Origin of the sequence: Allobosea sp. R86505 (assembly GCF_042466375.1) — a bacterium.
Lineage (GTDB): Bacteria > Pseudomonadota > Alphaproteobacteria > Rhizobiales > Beijerinckiaceae > Allobosea.
This window is the reverse complement of the sequence record NZ_JAXHPY010000001.1, coordinates 4,925,482-4,941,040: the sequence shown is the minus strand read 5'-3', so window position 1 is coordinate 4,941,040 and position 15,559 is coordinate 4,925,482. Positions and strand designations below refer to the sequence as shown.

Sequence of the window (15,559 nt, the reverse complement as noted above, 5' to 3'; positions counted from 1 at the left end):
CCCCGCCTAACCCGGCGTCCCGCCCGGAAGCGGGATCTCCTCCTCGATCTCATGATGGCCCACCGCGCGCTCGAGGCCGTCGGGGCCGCGGACGCGGTACTGCTCCTCCTTGTTGTCGCGCGGCGGCATCAGCCGCGTGATCTCGAAGGGGCCGGGCCGGACCTGATTGTGGAAGCCGGCGGTGAGCTGGACGAGATCGCCGAGCTTGTAGGGGGGGCGTGCCATGTCGTCAGCCCTTCCCGGCGATGTCGGCGACGGTGAGGCGGTGATAGCTGCCCTTTTGGCGGCCATAGGCCGCTGCGGCCGCGCTCAGGATGGCGTCGCGATGGCTGTCGAAGGTCGCCAGCATCTGGGCCTCGCCCGGCTCGGCGCCGAGCCGGCGCAGCGCGTCGATCTCGATCTGGAAGGCGATTTCGAGCGAAGCGTCCGAGCCCCAGAAGCTGACGCAGGAGCGGCCGGGATCGAAGCTGCGGACGGGATTGGGAAAATTCAGTGCCATGATCGACTTTCTGCTTTCGGCTGCGGCTCAGGACGCCAGGAACGCGGCCTGGGAGACCGGTACCGAGACATGGACCGGAACGGGCGACGGCCGACGCGGGGGGGTGGGTGGCCGTTCATCGGCACGCAGACGCTCGTCGAGGAGGCCGAGGACCGCATCGTCGACCGTCGCGTCGAACTTGCGGGCGAAGAGACAGGGGCTCGCCAGAAGCTCCGGCGCGTCGGAGGCGAGATAGGTGCGCGGACGCAGCTTGATGTCGCCGTCCGGGACCCAGTCGATCATGCGCAGATCGTCGCTGACGACCTCGCCATGCTCGGCCGTGTTCATCATCACCGTCTGGAAGAAGCCCTCGTCGGCGATGAAGGTGTTGCGGTAGAAGGCCTTGTAACGCGCGGCCTCCGGATCGTGGCAGACGAATTCGCAGAAGCGCCGGCTGACGATCATCCACTGATTGCCGATATAAGGCGAAACGCCGGCCATGAAGGCGCGCGGGAAGGGCGTCCGGACGATGCGCGTCTCGAACTCGACGACATAGCGGCTGACCCGCGTCATCGTCTCGGGCCGCGCCTTGCGCTGGTCGAGGACCTTGATGAACTCCTTGCCGCGGTTGCGCTTCAGGAAGGTTGCGATCTCGTCCTGGCTCTTGAGCGGGTAGTCCTGGCCGCTGAGATTGACGAAGAACTCCCAGTCGGCGCCCATTTCCAGCAACTGCGCCATGCCGCGCAACTCGGCATCGACGAGGCTGTATCCGCCCCAGCGGGCGTGATGGCTCGCCAGGATGGCGCTGTTGGGAAAGCCGCGCAGAAACCGCCGGATATCGGCCTCGAGCTCGGGCCCGGAATTCTTGTCGACATGGATCAGATAGTGATTGGCGGGATCGTAGATCGACTTGAACATGCGCTTGAACTGCGCGGGGTAGCGGTGGACCAGAACCAGGTAAGCGATCAACGGGGATGTCCTTGAAGCGGGAGCGAACAGGATCAGAGCCATGGCGCGCACCACGGCCAGCGCCTCGGTCGCGCTCCGGCAACCGAGGCGCGACGGCACTCCCCGCCTCCCGACGGGAAGCGCGGCCGTATATCGTCTTGTCTCGAGGTCGGCCGTGACGAATAGCACCAGCCGCAAAGGCGGCTGCTCGCGTCGACCGTGAATCCGACATGGGGAAGCCGACCTGCGATTGTAAGGTCGCGGCGGAAATAAGACGCGGGTTCCATGCCGCGGCGCATGGCTGCCAGACCAGCCCCGCTCGTCCTGCCTCTGGCGCATGACCGGGCCGGCACCTAGACTGGCGCCTTCCTCAGACGCACGGGCGGACGCGGCACTTCATGGATCAACGGGTGGATCCCCCGGCGCATCAGGCGGCGGCCGCGCCAGCGCCGATGCGCCACGAGGACATCCGCAGCATCCTGTTCGGCATCATGCTCGCCATGTTCCTGGCGGCGCTCGACCAGACCATCGTCGCCACCGCGATGCCGACGATCGGGCGCGAACTCGGCGACGTCACGCATCTGCCCTGGGTGGTGACGGCCTATCTCCTGGCCTCGACCGCGGTGACACCGCTCTATGGCAAGCTCGCCGACATCCATGGCCGGCGCGTCGTGCTGCTCAGCGGCATCGTCGTGTTCATGGCGGGCTCGCTCGCCTGCGCGCTGGCGCCCTCGCTCTGGCTCCTTGTGCTGGCGCGCTTCGTCCAGGGCCTCGGCGGCGGCGGGCTGATTGCGCTGGCGCAGACCATCGTTGCCGACATGGTGCCGCCCAAGGAGCGCGGGCGCTATCAGGTCTATATCGCCTCCGTCTTCATGGCGTCTTCGCTGCTCGGCCCGGTGCTGGGCGGCGTCATCGCGGAACGGCTGCACTGGACGGTGATCTTCTGGATCAACCTGCCGCTCGGCGCGGCCGCCTATGCGATGACGAGTTCGGCGCTGAAGCGGCTGCCGCGACACGAGCGGCCCCACAGGCTCGACCTGCTCGGCGCCGTGCTGATCACCAGCGCGACGATGACGCTGCTCTTGGCGCTGTCCTGGGGCGGAACGCGCTATCCCTGGCTTTCGGCGCCGATCGGCGGGCTCGTGGCGCTGTCGCTTCTGCTCTGGCTCGCCTTCGCCTGGCGCCTGCGCACGGCGCAGGAGCCGTTGATCCCGCTCGACATCCTCGCCAACAAGGTGGTGCGGATGGGCACGATCGCGGCCGGCTTCGGCATGGGCACCTTCATCGGCCTGACGATCTACCTGCCGATCTATTTCCAGAGCGTGATGGGTCTGAGCGCCGCCTCCTCGGGGCTCGGCCTGTTGCCGCTGACGGTGGGCACGGTCATGGGCGCGACGCTGTCGGGCCGGGCGATGACGCGGCTGACGCATTACAAGCGCGTGCCGGTGATCGGGCTCAGCGTCGCGCTGGTCGGGGTGGCGCTTCTGGCCTGGCAGGCCGGGCGGATGCCGCTGGTGCCCTTCTGCGCGCTGCTGGCGCTGATCAGCCTCGGGCTCGGCACGATGCTGCCGGTCGCCACCGTCTCGATCCAGAATGCGGTCCTGCCGCACCAGCTCGGCACCGCGACGGGCGCGGCCAACTTCTTCCGCCAGATCGGCGGGGCGCTGATCGTGGCGATCTTCGGCGCGATCGTGCTCGGCGGCATCGGGGGCGCCGGGCCGGGACTGTCGCATGAATCCATCCGGCTCGACGGCGTCGATCGCGACACGATGGTGCGGCTGTTCCAGTATGTCTTCGGGGCGACCTGCCTCGGCTTCGCCAGCGCCCTCGGTTTCCTCCTGCGGATGGAGGAACTGCCGCTGCGCAGCGGCGCGGCCCAGGCTACCAAGGCGCCTGTGGTCGATTGATCCAGATCGTACGGCGACGGCCGCTTTCGGCTAGCCTCGCCACAGACCCGTCAAGAAGCGTGGTCTAGTCTGCGACACCATCTGCGGCAGGAGAGCCCCATGTCCGATCTCGTCGTCATCGTCTACCCGACCGAAGCGCGCGCCGAGGAGATGCGCCAGAAGGTCTTCGCCCTGCAGAAGGAATATCTGATCGAGATCGGCGACGCCGCGATCGCGGTGATGCAGGAGGGCGGCAAGGTGAAGCTCAACCAGCTTCTCAACACCACCGCCATGGGCGCGGCCTCGGGCTCCTTCTGGGGCCTGCTGATCGGCGCGATCTTCCTGATGCCGCTGGCCGGCGCGGCGCTGGGCGCGGCCTCGGGCGCGCTCGGCGGGGCGCTGACCGATTACGGCGTCGACGACAAGTTCATGAAGGAGCTGGCCACCAGCCTGCAGCCGGGCAATGCGGCGCTGTTCGTGCTGGTCAAGCGCGTCACCGGCGACAAGGTGCTGGAGGCGATCAAGGGCAGCGGCGGCACGGTGCTGAAGACCTCGCTCGACCACTCACGCGAGCAGGCCCTGCGCGATGCGCTGGCGGGGGTGAGCGCGGCGGCGCCGGCGGCGGGTGGGTCGTCGACGGTGGGGTGACGAGATCTCGCGTCATGGTCGGGCTTGACCCGACCATCTCACGACCAGACGGCTCCATTGTCCCATCCGGCCAGAGATTCTCGGGTCGAAGCTGTGCTTCGCCCGAGAATGACGGATGTGATCAATCCCGGAGCAGCTCGTTGATGCCGGTCTTCGAGCGCGTCTGGGCGTCGACGGTCTTGACGATGACGGCGCAGGAGAGCGCGGGGCCCGGCGTGCCGTCCGGGAAGGGCTTGCCCGGCAGCGAACCCGGCACCACGACCGAATAGGGCGGCACCTTGCCGATGTGGATCTGGCCGGTGGCGCGGTCGACGATCTTGGTCGAGGCCGAGATGAAGACGCCCATCGAGAGCACCGAGCCCTCGCCGACGATGACGCCCTCGACGACCTCGGAACGGGCGCCGATGAAGCAGTTGTCCTCGATGATGGTCGGATTGGCCTGCAGCGGCTCGAGCACGCCGCCGATGCCGACGCCGCCCGAGAGATGGACGTTCTTGCCGATCTGGGCGCAGGAGCCGACGGTGGCCCAGGTGTCGACCATGGTGCCGGAGTCGACATAGGCGCCGATGTTCACGAAGGACGGCATCAGCACGACGTTGGGCGCCAGGAACGAGCCCTTGCGCGCGGCCGCCGGCGGCACGACGCGGAAGCCCGCGGCGCGGAAGCGGTTCTCGCCCCAGCCGGCGAACTTGGAGGGCACCTTGTCCCAGAACACGGCGTCGCCGGGGCCGTTGGCGATGATCATGTTGTCGGTCAGGCGGAAGGAGAGCAGCACCGCCTTCTTCAGCCACTGGTGGACGACCCACTCCGTGCCCTGCTTCTCGGCCACGCGAGCGGTGCCGGCGTCCAGCATCTCGATCGCCTGCTCGACCGCCTCGCGCACCGCGCCCTTGGTGTTGAGGCCGATCTCGGCCCGGGCCTCCCAGGCGGCGTCGATGGTGGCGGCGAGATCGGTCAGCGACATGGCGTGGCTCCGGCGTGCGTCTGGGGAAAACGCGGGAGCGATGGCGGATGAGCGCCGCGCCGTCAAGGCGCATGGCCTGGAACGCGCCCCTGCGTGGCCGGCGCCCGTGGCTCGTCCCGTCCACTGGAACGCGACGCCGCCGGCCGTGTTAGAGTGGGCAACGATGCCGCGAACCGGCCGGAGGCCCCCATGACGCACCTGACCCTGTCCCTGCTGCTCCTGCTCGCAGCCGCGCCCGCGCTCGCCCAGTCGCGCCCCTCGACGCCGGAGCGCAGCTGCGCCGCCAACCGCCAGAGCGTCGCGACAAGCGGCGCGATCGTGCTCGGCACCGGCGGCTTTACCTATGACCGCTTCGTGCGGGACCGCCGCTTCTGCGCGCATGGAGAGTTCCTCGAGCCCGCCTTCGTGCCGAGCCGCGACAATCCGCAGTGCTTCGTCGGCTATCGCTGCAAGGTCGACCAGCCCTGGGATTGAGGGGCGGCGCTTTACCTCGCCCGGTCGCGGCGGCAGTGTCGCTCACGAGCTCGCCAATCTGCCGGAATTCCCATGCGCCTCTGGATCAGGAACCCGCTCGGCATCGTCGCCGAGAACGCCTCGGGCGGTGTCGTGGTCGAGGGGGGCGTCATCGCCGAGCTCGTCGCGGCGGGGGCCACGCCAGCCGCGCCGGTGGAGGCCGTGTTCGATGCCTCCGAGCATGTCGTCCTGCCCGGCCTGATCAACACCCATCATCACTTCTATCAGACGCTGACGCGCGCCCATCCGGCCGCGATCGACCGCGAGCTGTTTCCCTGGCTCACCGCGCTCTACCCGCTCTGGGCGAGGCTGACGCCCGACGATCTGCGGCTGGCCGTACGGGCGGCGCTGGCCGAGCTGCTGCTTTCGGGCTGCACCACCGCGGCCGACCATCACTATCTCTATCCGCCGGGGCTGGAGGATGCCGTCGACATCGCGGTGGAGGAGGCGTGCGCGCTCGGCATCCGCGCCACCATCTCGCGCGGCTCGATGAACCTGTCGCAGAAGGATGGCGGGCTGCCGCCCGACACCGTGGTGCAGGACGAGGATACCATCCTCGCCGACAGCGAGCGCGTGCTCGGGCTGTTCCACGATCCCGCGCCCGGCGCGATGATCCAGATCGCGCTCGCACCCTGCTCGCCGTTTTCGGTGACGCCCTCCCTGATGGCGAAGTCGGCGGATCTCGCCGCGCGTTTCGATGCGCCGCTCCACACCCATCTCGCCGAGACGAAGGATGAGGACGCCTATTGCCTCCAGGTCTACGGCAAGCGCCCGCTCGACCTGCTCGAGGAGACCGGCTGGATGCGGCCGAAGACCTGGCTCGCCCATGGCGTGCATTTCTCCTGCGAGGAATGCGACCGGCTGGGCCGGGCCGGGGTCGGCGTCTGCCATTGCCCGACCTCGAACGGTGTGCTCGCCTCCGGCTTCTGCCGCACGCGCGAGCTGGAGGCGGCCGGCGCGCCGCTCGGGCTCGGCGTCGACGGCTCGGCCTCCAATGACGGCTCGAACCTGATGGAGGAGCTGCGGCACGCGCTGCTGGTCAACCGGCTGCGCTATGAGAGCGCCGCCGCGGTGACCGCCCGCGACGTCATCCGCTGGGCGACGGAAGGCTCGGCGCGCTGCCTCGGCCGCTCCGACATCGGCATGATCGCGCCGGGAATGCAGGCCGATCTGGCGCTCTACCGGCTGGACGAACTGCGCTTCTCCGGCGCGCATGATCCGGTCGCGGCGCTGGTTTTGTGCGGCGCGCACCGGGCCGATCGCGTCATGGTTGCCGGGCGCTGGCGCGTGATCGACGGGGCGATACCCGGCCTCGATCTCGCCGCGCTCAGGCGGGCGCATGGTGCGGCCTCGCGCCGCTATGCCTGAGCAACTTCGCAATCTCGACTCATTTGCGGCCTTCTCTGGCAGAGGCCATTTCGACCAAGATCGTGCCGACGAAGGATGCCGGACATGAAGATCGCGCCGCTCGCCGCCCTTGCCCTGGCGCTGACCGCCAGCGGCTGCATGACGCTGGAGGAGCGCCGCGCGCTCGATATGGAGCAGTGTCGCGGCTATGGCTTCCGGCAGGGCACGGACGCCTTCGCGCAATGCATGCAGACGATCGATGTCGAGCGGGCGGCGGCGCGGCGCACCTATGTCTACCAGGATTTCGGCGGCTTCTACGGCGGCTATGGCTTCGGCTACGGCTATCGCCGCTGGTGACTTAGCCGCCCTCGCCGGAGGACGGGACGAAATCGCGCAGCGCAGGCAGCCGTGCCTGCATCCGGCGCAGGAAATCGAGCAATTGCGCGCGCTCCTGCGGGCTGAAGCCCTCGAGCATCAATTGTTCGCGCGCGGTCGCGAGCGCGATCAGCTGGTCGTGCAGGGCATAGCCGCTTGCCGTGAGTTCGAGGAGCTGGCGGCGGGCGTCGCGCGTGTCGGGCCGTTCCGCGACATGGCCGGCCGCCACCAGCGCCGCGGCGCTGCGGCTGACGGCGCCCTTGTCGAGCGCGATGACCTCGCAGATGCGCTGGGCCGGAATGCCGGGCTCGATCGCGAGCTGCGACATCACCCGCCATTCGGTGACGCCAATGCCGAAGCGCTCAAGATAGAGCCGCGACGAACTGCGCGACCACGTGTTGGAGATCGCGGTCAGGAAATAGGGGACATAGCCGCCGAGATCGAGGACATCCCGCTCGGCGCCCTCTCCGGCGGCCCTGTCGCGTCTGGTCGAAGGCATGGCGCGTCCCGCAGTCGATGCCGGCATCTGGCATGGCCGCGCGGCGCGGGGCAAGCGGTGGCCGGTCCTGAAGGATGGCGACGGTCTCCCTCCCCCCGCTTGCGGTGGGGAGGGTTGGGGTGGGGGGGCAGTGCCGCTCGGCAAGACGATCAAGGACAGCGCTCCGGCTTTGCGGCCCCCCATCCCTAACCGTTCCCACCGCAAGCGGGGGGAAGGGGATGCGGCTTGCCCAACCGGCCGTCGCTTCAATCGCTCCGCCGCAGCAGATAAATGTCCATGATCCAGCCATGGCGGGCCCGGGCCTCGGCGCGGATGCGCGCGATCGTCTCGGCGACCTCGGCGAGCGGGCCGGCGATCAGGATCTCGTCGGGCGTGCCGAGATAGGCGCCCCAGAAGATCTCCAGCCCCTCGGGCGCAATCTTGGCGAAGGCCTGTTCGCCGTCGAGCATCACGACGACGCCGTCCGGCGCCAGCGGCAGTCCCTCCGCCAGCTTGCGGCCGGTGGTGATCAGCACGGGCTCGCCGATGCGGTTGAGCGGGATGCGATGGCGGGCGGCGAGCGCCTGGACGCTGCTGATGCCGGGGATGACGTTCCACTCCAGCGGCAGGCCACCGGCGCGGACGCGCTCGACGATGCGCAGCGTGCTGTCATAGAGCGCGGGATCGCCCCAGACGAGCAGCGCCCCGGTCTGCCCTTCCGCCAGTTCCCGCCGGAACAGGGCCTCGTAGGCCGCGGCGATGCGGGCGTGCCAGTCATCGACGACGCCGCGGTAATCGTCACCGGCTTCCGCGCGACGCGGGGTTTCCATCATCACGCTGCGCCAGGGCTTTGCAATGAAGCGCGCGCAGATCGCTTCGCGCAGATGGCGTAGCGCCGCCTTCTCCTGCCCCTTGTCGGGCAGGAAGATCACATCCGCCTGGTTGAGCGCCGCGATCGCCTGGACCGTCATCTGGTCCGGGTCGCCGGCGCCGATCCCGATGATCAGCAATCTGCGCATCGTCACCTCGTTTGCGGGCGCGCGGGCAGCCGTCCGGGCTCCCATCCCGCCTTGACCAGCTCGGGCACCTCGCTCTCGGCTTCCGGCCAGCCGATGCAGAGCCAGGCGATCAGCTTCCAGTCGGGCGGAGCGCCCAGCGCCTCCCGCACCACCTCCGGCTCCAGGATCGAGACCCAGCCGACACCGACGCCCTGAACCCGCGCCGCCAGCCAGAACTGCGTGATCGCGGCGACCACCGAATAGTCGAGCATTTCGGGCATGGTCTTGCGGCCGAGGCCATGCCCCTGCGCCGTGCCATGGTCGCAGAACACCGCGATCTGCTCGGGCGCCTCGCGCATGCCTTCGAGCTTCAGCGTCGCATAAAGCCGCGCCCGCTCGCCCTCGAAATCCGCCAGCGCATCGGCATTGCAGCGTCGGAAGCTGTCTTGCGCTGCGTCGCGCTGCGCGGGATCGCTGACACGAACCCAGCGCCAGGGCTGCGAATGACCGACCGAGGGCGACAGCTCCGCCTGCGCCAGCAGCCGCTCGACCAGCCCGTCGGGCAGGGCGTCGCGGCGGAAGCGCCGGACATCGCGCCGCCAGGTCAGGAGCTCGGCGAACTGCGCGGCGAACGCCTCGTCGAAGCGGGGAGGGGAGTTGGACATCCCCCTCAGCCCTCATCCTGAGGAGCGCTGCGCAGCAGCGCGTCTCGAAGGATGCTCCAGCTTGCGCGGGAGCCTCCTGGAACATCCTTCGAGACGCCGCTGCGCGGCTCCTCAGGATGAGGGCTGTGGGAGAATGGGCGTGACATCACGCTCACCCCGCCACCGCGATCGCATGGAAGAACGAGCCGGTGACATGCCCGCGCCGGCTGCCGGCGGGGGTGGGTGCCGAGCCATGCGGGTCGGTCACCATCGCCAGCGGCGGGTCCTCGCCCTGGGTGACGATCGTCGCATAGTGGAACTCATGGCCGGTAAGCCCCGCGCCGGCCGCGCCGAGCGGCGCGTCGGCCTCGAGCACGGCGCGGCGATAGCCGAGATTCATCTTCCGCTTCGCGAAGGAGGTTTCCACCGAGAGCAGACCGGCCATGGTATGGGAGACCCCGTCCGCATCGATCAGGGTGCGCCCCAGCACCATGTAGCCGCCGCACTCGCCATGCACCGGCCGTGTCTCGGCAAAGGCGCGCAGGCCGCCGAGAAAGCGCCTGGCGCCGGCGATCGCGCCCGCATGAAGCTCGGGATAGCCGCCCGGCAGCCAGCAGGTATCGCACTCCTCGGGCGGCGGCTCGTCCGCCAGCGGCGAGAACGGCACCAGCACGGCGCCTGCCGCCCGCCAGCCGGCCTCGACATGCGGATAGACGAAGCTGAAGGCGGCATCGCGCGCGATCGCGATGCGCCGGCCGGGCGCCGGCAGGCGTGGGATCGCCGTTGCAATTGCCGGCAAATGAGTCGTCTGCGCGACGCCCCTCACCGCGTCGAGATCGATCGCTGCCGTCACCGCATCGGCGAGTGCCTCGAGCCGCGCCTCGAGATCGGCGGTCTCGCCGGCCTGGACCAGCCCGAGATGGCGTTCGGGCAGGATCAGGCTGGCCTCGCGCGGGAGCGCGCCGAGCACCGGCAGGCCGATCCGCTCCATGCCCTGCGCCACCAGCCGGCGATGCCGCTCGCTGGCGACCTTGTTGAGGATCACGCCGGCGATGCTGATGCGCGGGTCGTAATGCATGCAGCCGAGCGCGATGGCGGCGGCCGACTGCGCCTGGCCGGAGACGTCGATCACCAGCACGATCGGCCAGCCCAGCAGCGCGGCGATGTCGGCGCTCGCGCCGGTATGTCCCTCTGGCCCCGGCACGGCGTCGAACAGCCCCATCGAGCCCTCCGCAATGACGAGGTCGGCACCCTCGGCCGCATCGCCCGCGATTTCGCGCAGCAGCGCGTCGGGCATGGCGAAGGAATCGAGATTGGCGCTCGGTGCCCCGGTCGCGGCGGCATGGAAGGCGGGGTCGATATAGTCCGGACCGCATTTCAGCCCGCGCACCACCAGCCCGCGCCGCGTCAGCGCCCGCTGCAGCCCGAGCGTGATCGTGGTCTTGCCCGAGCCGGAGCGCGGTGCGGCGATGATCAGGCCGGGCGCGGTCATGGACAGGCTCCTCCGTCATTGCGAGGAGCGACAGCGACGAAGCAATCCAGGGGGACGTCGAGCGAGCCGGTCTGGATTGCTTCGCTGCGCTCGCAATGACGGGTGCGGCTGGGGAGCCTCATACCCCGCCCCCCGGCCGGAAGCGGCGGTCATAGCCGGTGGAATAGAGCGCGCTCTCGCCGAAATCCTCGGCCGCCAGCGCCGGGCCGACCAGGATCAGCGCGGTGCGCTCCAGCCCGGACCCGCGCACCTGCGCCGTAATTGTGGAAAGCGTCCCGCGCAGCACGCGCTCATCCGGCCAGGACGCCCGGAACACGATCGCGACCGGACAGGCCTCGCCGTAGAACGGCGACAGCTCCGCCACGACCTGCTCGACGACATGGATCGAGAGATGGATCGCCAGCGTCGCGCCCGAGGCGGCGAAGGTGGCGAGCCGCTCCCGCTCCGGCATGGCGGAAGCCCGGCCCGAGGTCCGCGTCAGCACCAGCGACTGCGCCAGCCCCGGCAGGGTCAGTTCCCGCTTCAGCGTCGCGGCGGCGGCCGCGAAGGCCGTCACGCCCGGCGTGACGCTGTAGGGGATGGCCAGCGCATCCAGCCGGCGCATCTGCTCGCCGGTCGCGCTCCAGATCGAGAGATCGCCGGAATGGAGCCGCGCCACGTCCTGCCCGGCCGCATGGGCGGCGGCCATCTCGGCGATGATCGCGTCGAGATCGAGCGGCGCCGTGTCGACGATGCGCGCGCCCGGCGGACACCAGTCGAGCATCGCCTTCGGGATCAGCGAGCCCGCATAGAGGCAGACCGGGCAGGCTGCGATCAGGTCGCGCCCGCGCAGGGTGATCAGGTCGGGCGCACCGGGGCCGGCGCCGATGAAGTGGATGGTCATGCCGCGCGCTTCATGAGGATGACCGCGCCAGCGCGCAGGTGACGCGTGCGGTGGCGATGCGCGGCTGCACCAGGGTCCCGCCCGGCCCGGCGGCCGCGAGCGCGGCGGCTTCCGCCACCGAGCCGACGCCATAGAGCGATGCGATGCGTGTGGAGCGCGTCGCGCAACTGGCCTCGAAACCTTTCAGCGCCTCGTCGGGCACGCCGATCAGCTCGGCGGCCCGGCTGACGGCCGCGGCCGCGAGCCCGGGCTCGGCCATCCGGCTCGCCAGCGTCGCCAGACGCGGCGTCGCCTCGCCCGTCAGCCCGGCGAGCGCCAGCGCCTCGTCGACGCAGGCGAGGATGTCGGCCTCAGGGGTGCCGGCGCGCAGGCCCAGCCCGACGACGAGACGGCCGGTCATGGCTTCTCAACCCGCCACTGCGTCACCGGCATCGCCGGGCGCCAGCCATGCTTGCCGCCGACGGGCACGAGCCGGTCGATCGCGATGCGCCGCAGCGAGCCGCCATGGAGCGCATGCAGCGCCGCGAGCTTCACCTCGCCCTCCAGCGTGACGACATTGGCGACGAGGCGCCCGCCGGGCTTCAGTGCAGCCCAGGCGCCCTCGAACAGCCCCTCAACCGTCAGCCCGCCGCCGATGAAGACGGCGTCGGGCGCGGGCTGCCCGGCAAACCCCGCCGGCGCCTCGCCGGTGACCTTCACCGACAGCCCGCCCAGTTCGAGACTGTTGCGGGTGATCCGCTCGATGCGCTCCGCCTTGGCTTCAAAAGCGATGGCCGCATTGCGCGGATGGCGCTGGCACCATTCGATGCCGACCGAGCCCGAACCGGCCCCGACATCCCAGAGCAGTTCGCCCGCCCGCGGGGCGAGCGCGGAGAGCGTGATCGCGCGGACCTCGGATTTGGTGATCTGCCCGTCATGGGCGAACCACTCCTCGTCGAGCCCCGGCGCGAGCGGTAACACGCGCGCATCCCGGCCCGCCTCGACGGCCACCGCAATCAGGTTGAGCGGCACGACGTCGTCGAAGGCGAAGGCATCGGCACGGGTCTCGCGAACCCGCTCCTGCGGGCCGCCCAGCGATTCCAGCACGGTCAGGCGGCTCGCCCCCATCCCGCGCGCGGTCAGCAGCTCCGCCACCGCCCGCGGCGTCGTCTCGTCCCAGGACAGGGCGAGGATGCGCGCCTGCGGCTGCAGATGCGGCACGATGCGGTAGAGCGTGCGGCCATGCAGCGAGACCAGCGCGCACGCCTCCTGCGGCCAGCGCATCCGGGTGCAGGCCATGGCGAAGGAGGAGATCTGCGGGATGACGTGCATCTCTTCGGCTGGGATCGCCCGGCTCAGGCTGTTGCCGATGCCGTAATGGAACGGGTCGCTGGTCGCGAGCACGCAGACCTTGCGGCCGCGCTCCGCCAGGATCTGCGGCAGCGCGTTGCGGAAGGGCTGCGGCCAGGGCCGCAGTTCGCCGGGCACGGAGCCGATCAGCGCGATATGGCGCTCGCCGCCGAAGATGATCTCGGCCTCGGCCAGCGCCGTCTTCGCCTGCGCGCAGAGCCCGGCGGGGCCGTCCTCGCCCAGCCCGATCAGGGACAGCCAGGGCGCGGTCGCAGCCTCGCCGCTCGACAGGCTCTCGGTTTCAAGCGTAACTGGGGACATGACCGTGCTCATCCTCGGTGGAACCGGCGAAGCGGCGGCGCTCGACCAGCATCTGGCCGAGCAGGCGCCCGAAATCCGCGCCATCATCTCGCTGGCGGGCCACACCGTCGACCCCCGGCCCGCGAATCTCCCCGTGCGCGTCGGGGGCTTCGGCGGCGTCGAAGGTCTCAGGCAGTATCTGCGCGACGAGGGCATCATCGCCGTCATCGACGCGACCCATCCCTTCGCGGCGATCATGCCCTTCAATGCCGAGCATGCCTGCAAGGCCGAAGGCGTGCCGCTGCTCGCCATCCGCCGCGCACCCTGGCATCCGGAAACGGGCGACGACTGGCGCGACGTGCCCGACATGGAAGCTGCGGCCGCCGCGCTCGGCGAAGCGCCCCGCCGCGTCTTCCTGACGATCGGCCGGCTCGATCTGCCGGTCTTCGCGGAGGCGCCGCAGCATCACTACCTCGTGCGCGCCATCGAGCCGATCGGCGACCGCCTGCCGGTGCCGCATGTCGAGGTCATCCAGCAGCGCGGCCCGTTCCGCGCCGAGGATGAGGAGGCGCTGCTGCGCGAGAAGCGCATCGAGATCCTCGTCAGCAAGAATTCCGGCGGCGACGCCACGGCCGGCAAGCTCATCGCCGCGCGCCGGCTCGGCCTGCCGGTGATCATGGTCGCCCGCCCGCCCAAGCCGGATGTCGAGACCGTCGCCCATGTCGATCAGGTCCTGCCCTGGCTGGTGGCACAGGGGCTCTTCGTCACCGAGCGCGGCGTATAGACATAAGGCGCGGCCTCGCCGGGCCGCGCGATCAGCCGCGTGCTCGAGGCGCCGATCATCACCAGCGTCGCCATGTCGGCGGCCGCCGCCGCTTCGATCGCTTCCGCCAGCGTCAGGATGCGCAGGGCCTCGTCGGGGCGCCCGACGGCGCGCGCGAAGATCACCGGCGTCTGCGGCTCGCGATGGCGGGCGGCCAGTTCGAGTGCGGCGCGCAGCTGCCAGGGCCGCGCCTTCGAGATCGGGTTGTAGAGGCAGGTCACCAGATCGGCGGCCAGCACGGCTTCGAGCCGCGCGGTCACCACCTCCCAGGGCTTGAGATTGTCCGAAAGCGAGATCGCGCAGAAATCGCCGCCCAGCGGCGCGCCCGCCTTCGCCGCCGCCGCCAGCATCGCGGTGACGCCGGGCTCGATCGCGATCGGCAACGACAGCCAGGCCGGGTCGCCCGCCTCCAGCGCCTCGAACACGGCCGCCGCCATGGCGAAGACGCCGGGGTCCCCGCCGGAGACGACCGCGACGGTCTTCCCCGTCGCGGCCAGCTGCAGCGCATGGGTCGCGCGGTCGATCTCGACGCGGTTGTCGGAGGCGTGTTTCGTCTGGCCGTCGCGCGCTTGGATACGGTCGAGATAGGGCCCGTAGCCGATCAGGTCGCTGGCGGCGTCGATCGCGGCCTGCGCGGCCGGCGTCAGCCACTGCGCCGGGCCGGGGCCGAGGCCGACGATGGTGAGGGAGCCGCTCACAGCCGCCGCCCCTCGCCGGGCACCAGCACCATCGAGAAATAGGGCGCCTCGTCGTCGGCCTTGTCGGCGAGCCGGGCGACCTTCTGGCCGGCCATCGTCGCCTGCTCGACATAGATCGCCCGCTCGATCAGGCCGGTGGCCTCCAGCGCGCGGCGCACCTTGGGCAGGTTGCGGCCGAGCTTCATGATCACGGCGGCGTCCGTGTCGGCGAGGCGCCGGACCAGCTCGGCCTCCGGCAGCGTGCCGGGCAGCACGGTGAGGATGTCGTCGCCCCAGGTGATCGGGGCGTTGGCACGCGTCCAGGCGCCGGCCATGCCGGTGACGCCCGGCACCACCTCGGTCGGGAAGCGATGCGACAGCCGCCGCCAGAGATGCATGAAGGAGCCGTAGAAGAACGGGTCGCCGTCGCAGAGCACGGCGACGCTGCGCCCGGCCTCCATCTCGGCGGCGAGCAGGGCCGCGGATTCGTCGTAGAAGCGGGTGATCGGGCCGCTATAGCCCTCGTCCTCAACCGGCACCTCGATCGTCACCGGGAAAGCGAGCGCGATCTCGCGCGCGGCATCGGGCCCGACGACGGCATCGGCCGTGATGCGGGCATGGCCGCGCCGACCGCGCTTGCAGAAATGCACCAGCCGGTCGGCGCTCAGGATGATGTCGCGGGCGCGCACGGTCATGTAGTCGGGGTCGCCGGGGCCCAGGCCCACGCCGAACAGCAGTGTCTGCCCCAAAGGATTCTTGGCCGGTTGAAGGCTCAC

The 15,559-nt window shown here is 70.3% G+C and carries 19 protein-coding genes; 6 read left to right on the top strand and 13 right to left on the bottom strand.

The features are described 5' to 3' along the window. Positions 1–6 precede the first annotated feature (6 nt). From SJY11_RS23835 to SJY11_RS23825, 3 genes are read right to left on the bottom strand one after another with little or no spacing between them, the layout of a single operon-like run. Positions 7–225, bottom strand: coding sequence for a hypothetical protein (locus tag SJY11_RS23835; protein WP_326905643.1), 219 nt, complete (start codon positions 223–225; stop codon positions 7–9). A 4-nt stretch (positions 226–229) separates the two neighbouring features. Next, the gene (locus tag SJY11_RS23830; RefSeq protein ID WP_376989187.1) at positions 230–499 is read right to left on the bottom strand and encodes a DUF1488 family protein; all 270 of its coding nucleotides are present in this window, start codon (positions 497–499) and stop codon (positions 230–232) included. A gap of 27 nt (positions 500–526) precedes the next feature. After that, the gene (locus tag SJY11_RS23825; RefSeq protein ID WP_376989185.1) at positions 527–1,447 is read right to left on the bottom strand and encodes a beta-1,6-N-acetylglucosaminyltransferase; all 921 of its coding nucleotides are present in this window, start codon (positions 1,445–1,447) and stop codon (positions 527–529) included. 377 nt (positions 1,448–1,824) lie between these two features. On the opposite strand from SJY11_RS23825, the gene SJY11_RS23820 reads away from it, so the two are divergent. Further along, complete coding sequence (locus tag SJY11_RS23820) at positions 1,825–3,333, top strand: MDR family MFS transporter (RefSeq protein ID WP_376989183.1); 1,509 nt, start codon at positions 1,825–1,827, stop codon at positions 3,331–3,333. Positions 3,334–3,432: 99 nt separating this feature from the next. Continuing rightward, the gene (locus tag SJY11_RS23815; protein ID WP_376989181.1) at positions 3,433–3,960 is read left to right on the top strand and encodes a DUF1269 domain-containing protein; all 528 of its coding nucleotides are present in this window, start codon (positions 3,433–3,435) and stop codon (positions 3,958–3,960) included. Positions 3,961–4,081: 121 nt separating this feature from the next. On the opposite strand, the gene dapD is transcribed toward SJY11_RS23815, so the two are convergent. Beyond that, a complete protein-coding gene (dapD, locus tag SJY11_RS23810) occupies positions 4,082–4,924 on the bottom strand; it encodes a 2,3,4,5-tetrahydropyridine-2,6-dicarboxylate N-succinyltransferase (protein ID WP_267520310.1) in 843 nt (280 codons plus the stop codon). 189 nt (positions 4,925–5,113) lie between these two features. On the opposite strand from dapD, the gene SJY11_RS23805 reads away from it, so the two are divergent. From SJY11_RS23805 to SJY11_RS23795, 3 genes are all read left to right on the top strand, one after another. Further along, positions 5,114–5,398, top strand: coding sequence for a hypothetical protein (locus tag SJY11_RS23805; protein ID WP_376989180.1), 285 nt, complete (start codon positions 5,114–5,116; stop codon positions 5,396–5,398). A gap of 72 nt (positions 5,399–5,470) precedes the next feature. Continuing rightward, positions 5,471–6,805, top strand: coding sequence for an 8-oxoguanine deaminase (locus SJY11_RS23800; protein ID WP_376989179.1), 1,335 nt, complete (start codon positions 5,471–5,473; stop codon positions 6,803–6,805). A gap of 84 nt (positions 6,806–6,889) precedes the next feature. After that, positions 6,890–7,141 (top strand): hypothetical protein, encoded by a 252-nt coding sequence (locus SJY11_RS23795; protein ID WP_376989178.1) that lies wholly within the window; start codon positions 6,890–6,892, stop codon positions 7,139–7,141. 1 nt (position 7,142) lies between these two features. Here SJY11_RS23795 and SJY11_RS23790 read toward each other — a convergent pair whose 3' ends face one another. The 7 genes from SJY11_RS23790 to cbiE form a co-directional block, all read right to left on the bottom strand. After that, positions 7,143–7,658: a MarR family winged helix-turn-helix transcriptional regulator gene (locus SJY11_RS23790; RefSeq protein WP_376989177.1), complete on the bottom strand. Its 516-nt coding sequence runs from the start codon at positions 7,656–7,658 to the stop codon at positions 7,143–7,145. A gap of 245 nt (positions 7,659–7,903) precedes the next feature. Next, a complete protein-coding gene (cobF, locus tag SJY11_RS23785) occupies positions 7,904–8,656 on the bottom strand; it encodes a precorrin-6A synthase (deacetylating) (protein ID WP_376989176.1) in 753 nt (250 codons plus the stop codon). A gap of 2 nt (positions 8,657–8,658) precedes the next feature. Beyond that, the gene (gene bluB, locus SJY11_RS23780; protein ID WP_376989175.1) at positions 8,659–9,300 is read right to left on the bottom strand and encodes a 5,6-dimethylbenzimidazole synthase; all 642 of its coding nucleotides are present in this window, start codon (positions 9,298–9,300) and stop codon (positions 8,659–8,661) included. 151 nt (positions 9,301–9,451) lie between these two features. After that, positions 9,452–10,771 (bottom strand): cobyrinate a,c-diamide synthase, encoded by a 1,320-nt coding sequence (locus tag SJY11_RS23775; RefSeq protein WP_376989174.1) that lies wholly within the window; start codon positions 10,769–10,771, stop codon positions 9,452–9,454. 118 nt (positions 10,772–10,889) lie between these two features. Further along, positions 10,890–11,654: a precorrin-4 C(11)-methyltransferase gene (gene cobM, locus SJY11_RS23770; RefSeq protein WP_376989173.1), complete on the bottom strand. Its 765-nt coding sequence runs from the start codon at positions 11,652–11,654 to the stop codon at positions 10,890–10,892. Positions 11,655–11,664: 10 nt separating this feature from the next. Further along, complete coding sequence (locus SJY11_RS23765) at positions 11,665–12,054, bottom strand: cobalamin biosynthesis protein (RefSeq protein ID WP_376989172.1); 390 nt, start codon at positions 12,052–12,054, stop codon at positions 11,665–11,667. Then, positions 12,051–13,304, bottom strand: a complete 1,254-nt coding sequence (cbiE, locus tag SJY11_RS23760) for a precorrin-6y C5,15-methyltransferase (decarboxylating) subunit CbiE (RefSeq protein WP_376989171.1) — start codon at positions 13,302–13,304, stop codon at positions 12,051–12,053. The genes SJY11_RS23765 and cbiE overlap by 4 nt, the downstream gene beginning before the upstream one ends. On the opposite strand from cbiE, the gene SJY11_RS23755 reads away from it, so the two are divergent. After that, entirely contained in the window at positions 13,303–14,067 is a 765-nt protein-coding gene (locus tag SJY11_RS23755) for a cobalt-precorrin-6A reductase (protein ID WP_376989170.1), read from the top strand. The two genes, cbiE and SJY11_RS23755, sit on opposite strands and share 2 nt — an antisense overlap. On the opposite strand, the gene cobJ is transcribed toward SJY11_RS23755, so the two are convergent. Both cobJ and SJY11_RS23745 read right to left on the bottom strand, forming a co-directional pair. Further along, entirely contained in the window at positions 14,010–14,804 is a 795-nt protein-coding gene (cobJ, locus tag SJY11_RS23750) for a precorrin-3B C(17)-methyltransferase (protein WP_376989169.1), read from the bottom strand. The genes SJY11_RS23755 and cobJ overlap by 58 nt on opposite strands. Next, positions 14,801–15,559: a precorrin-2 C(20)-methyltransferase gene (locus SJY11_RS23745; RefSeq protein WP_376989168.1), complete on the bottom strand. Its 759-nt coding sequence runs from the start codon at positions 15,557–15,559 to the stop codon at positions 14,801–14,803. Before SJY11_RS23745 ends, cobJ begins: the two co-directional genes overlap by 4 nt.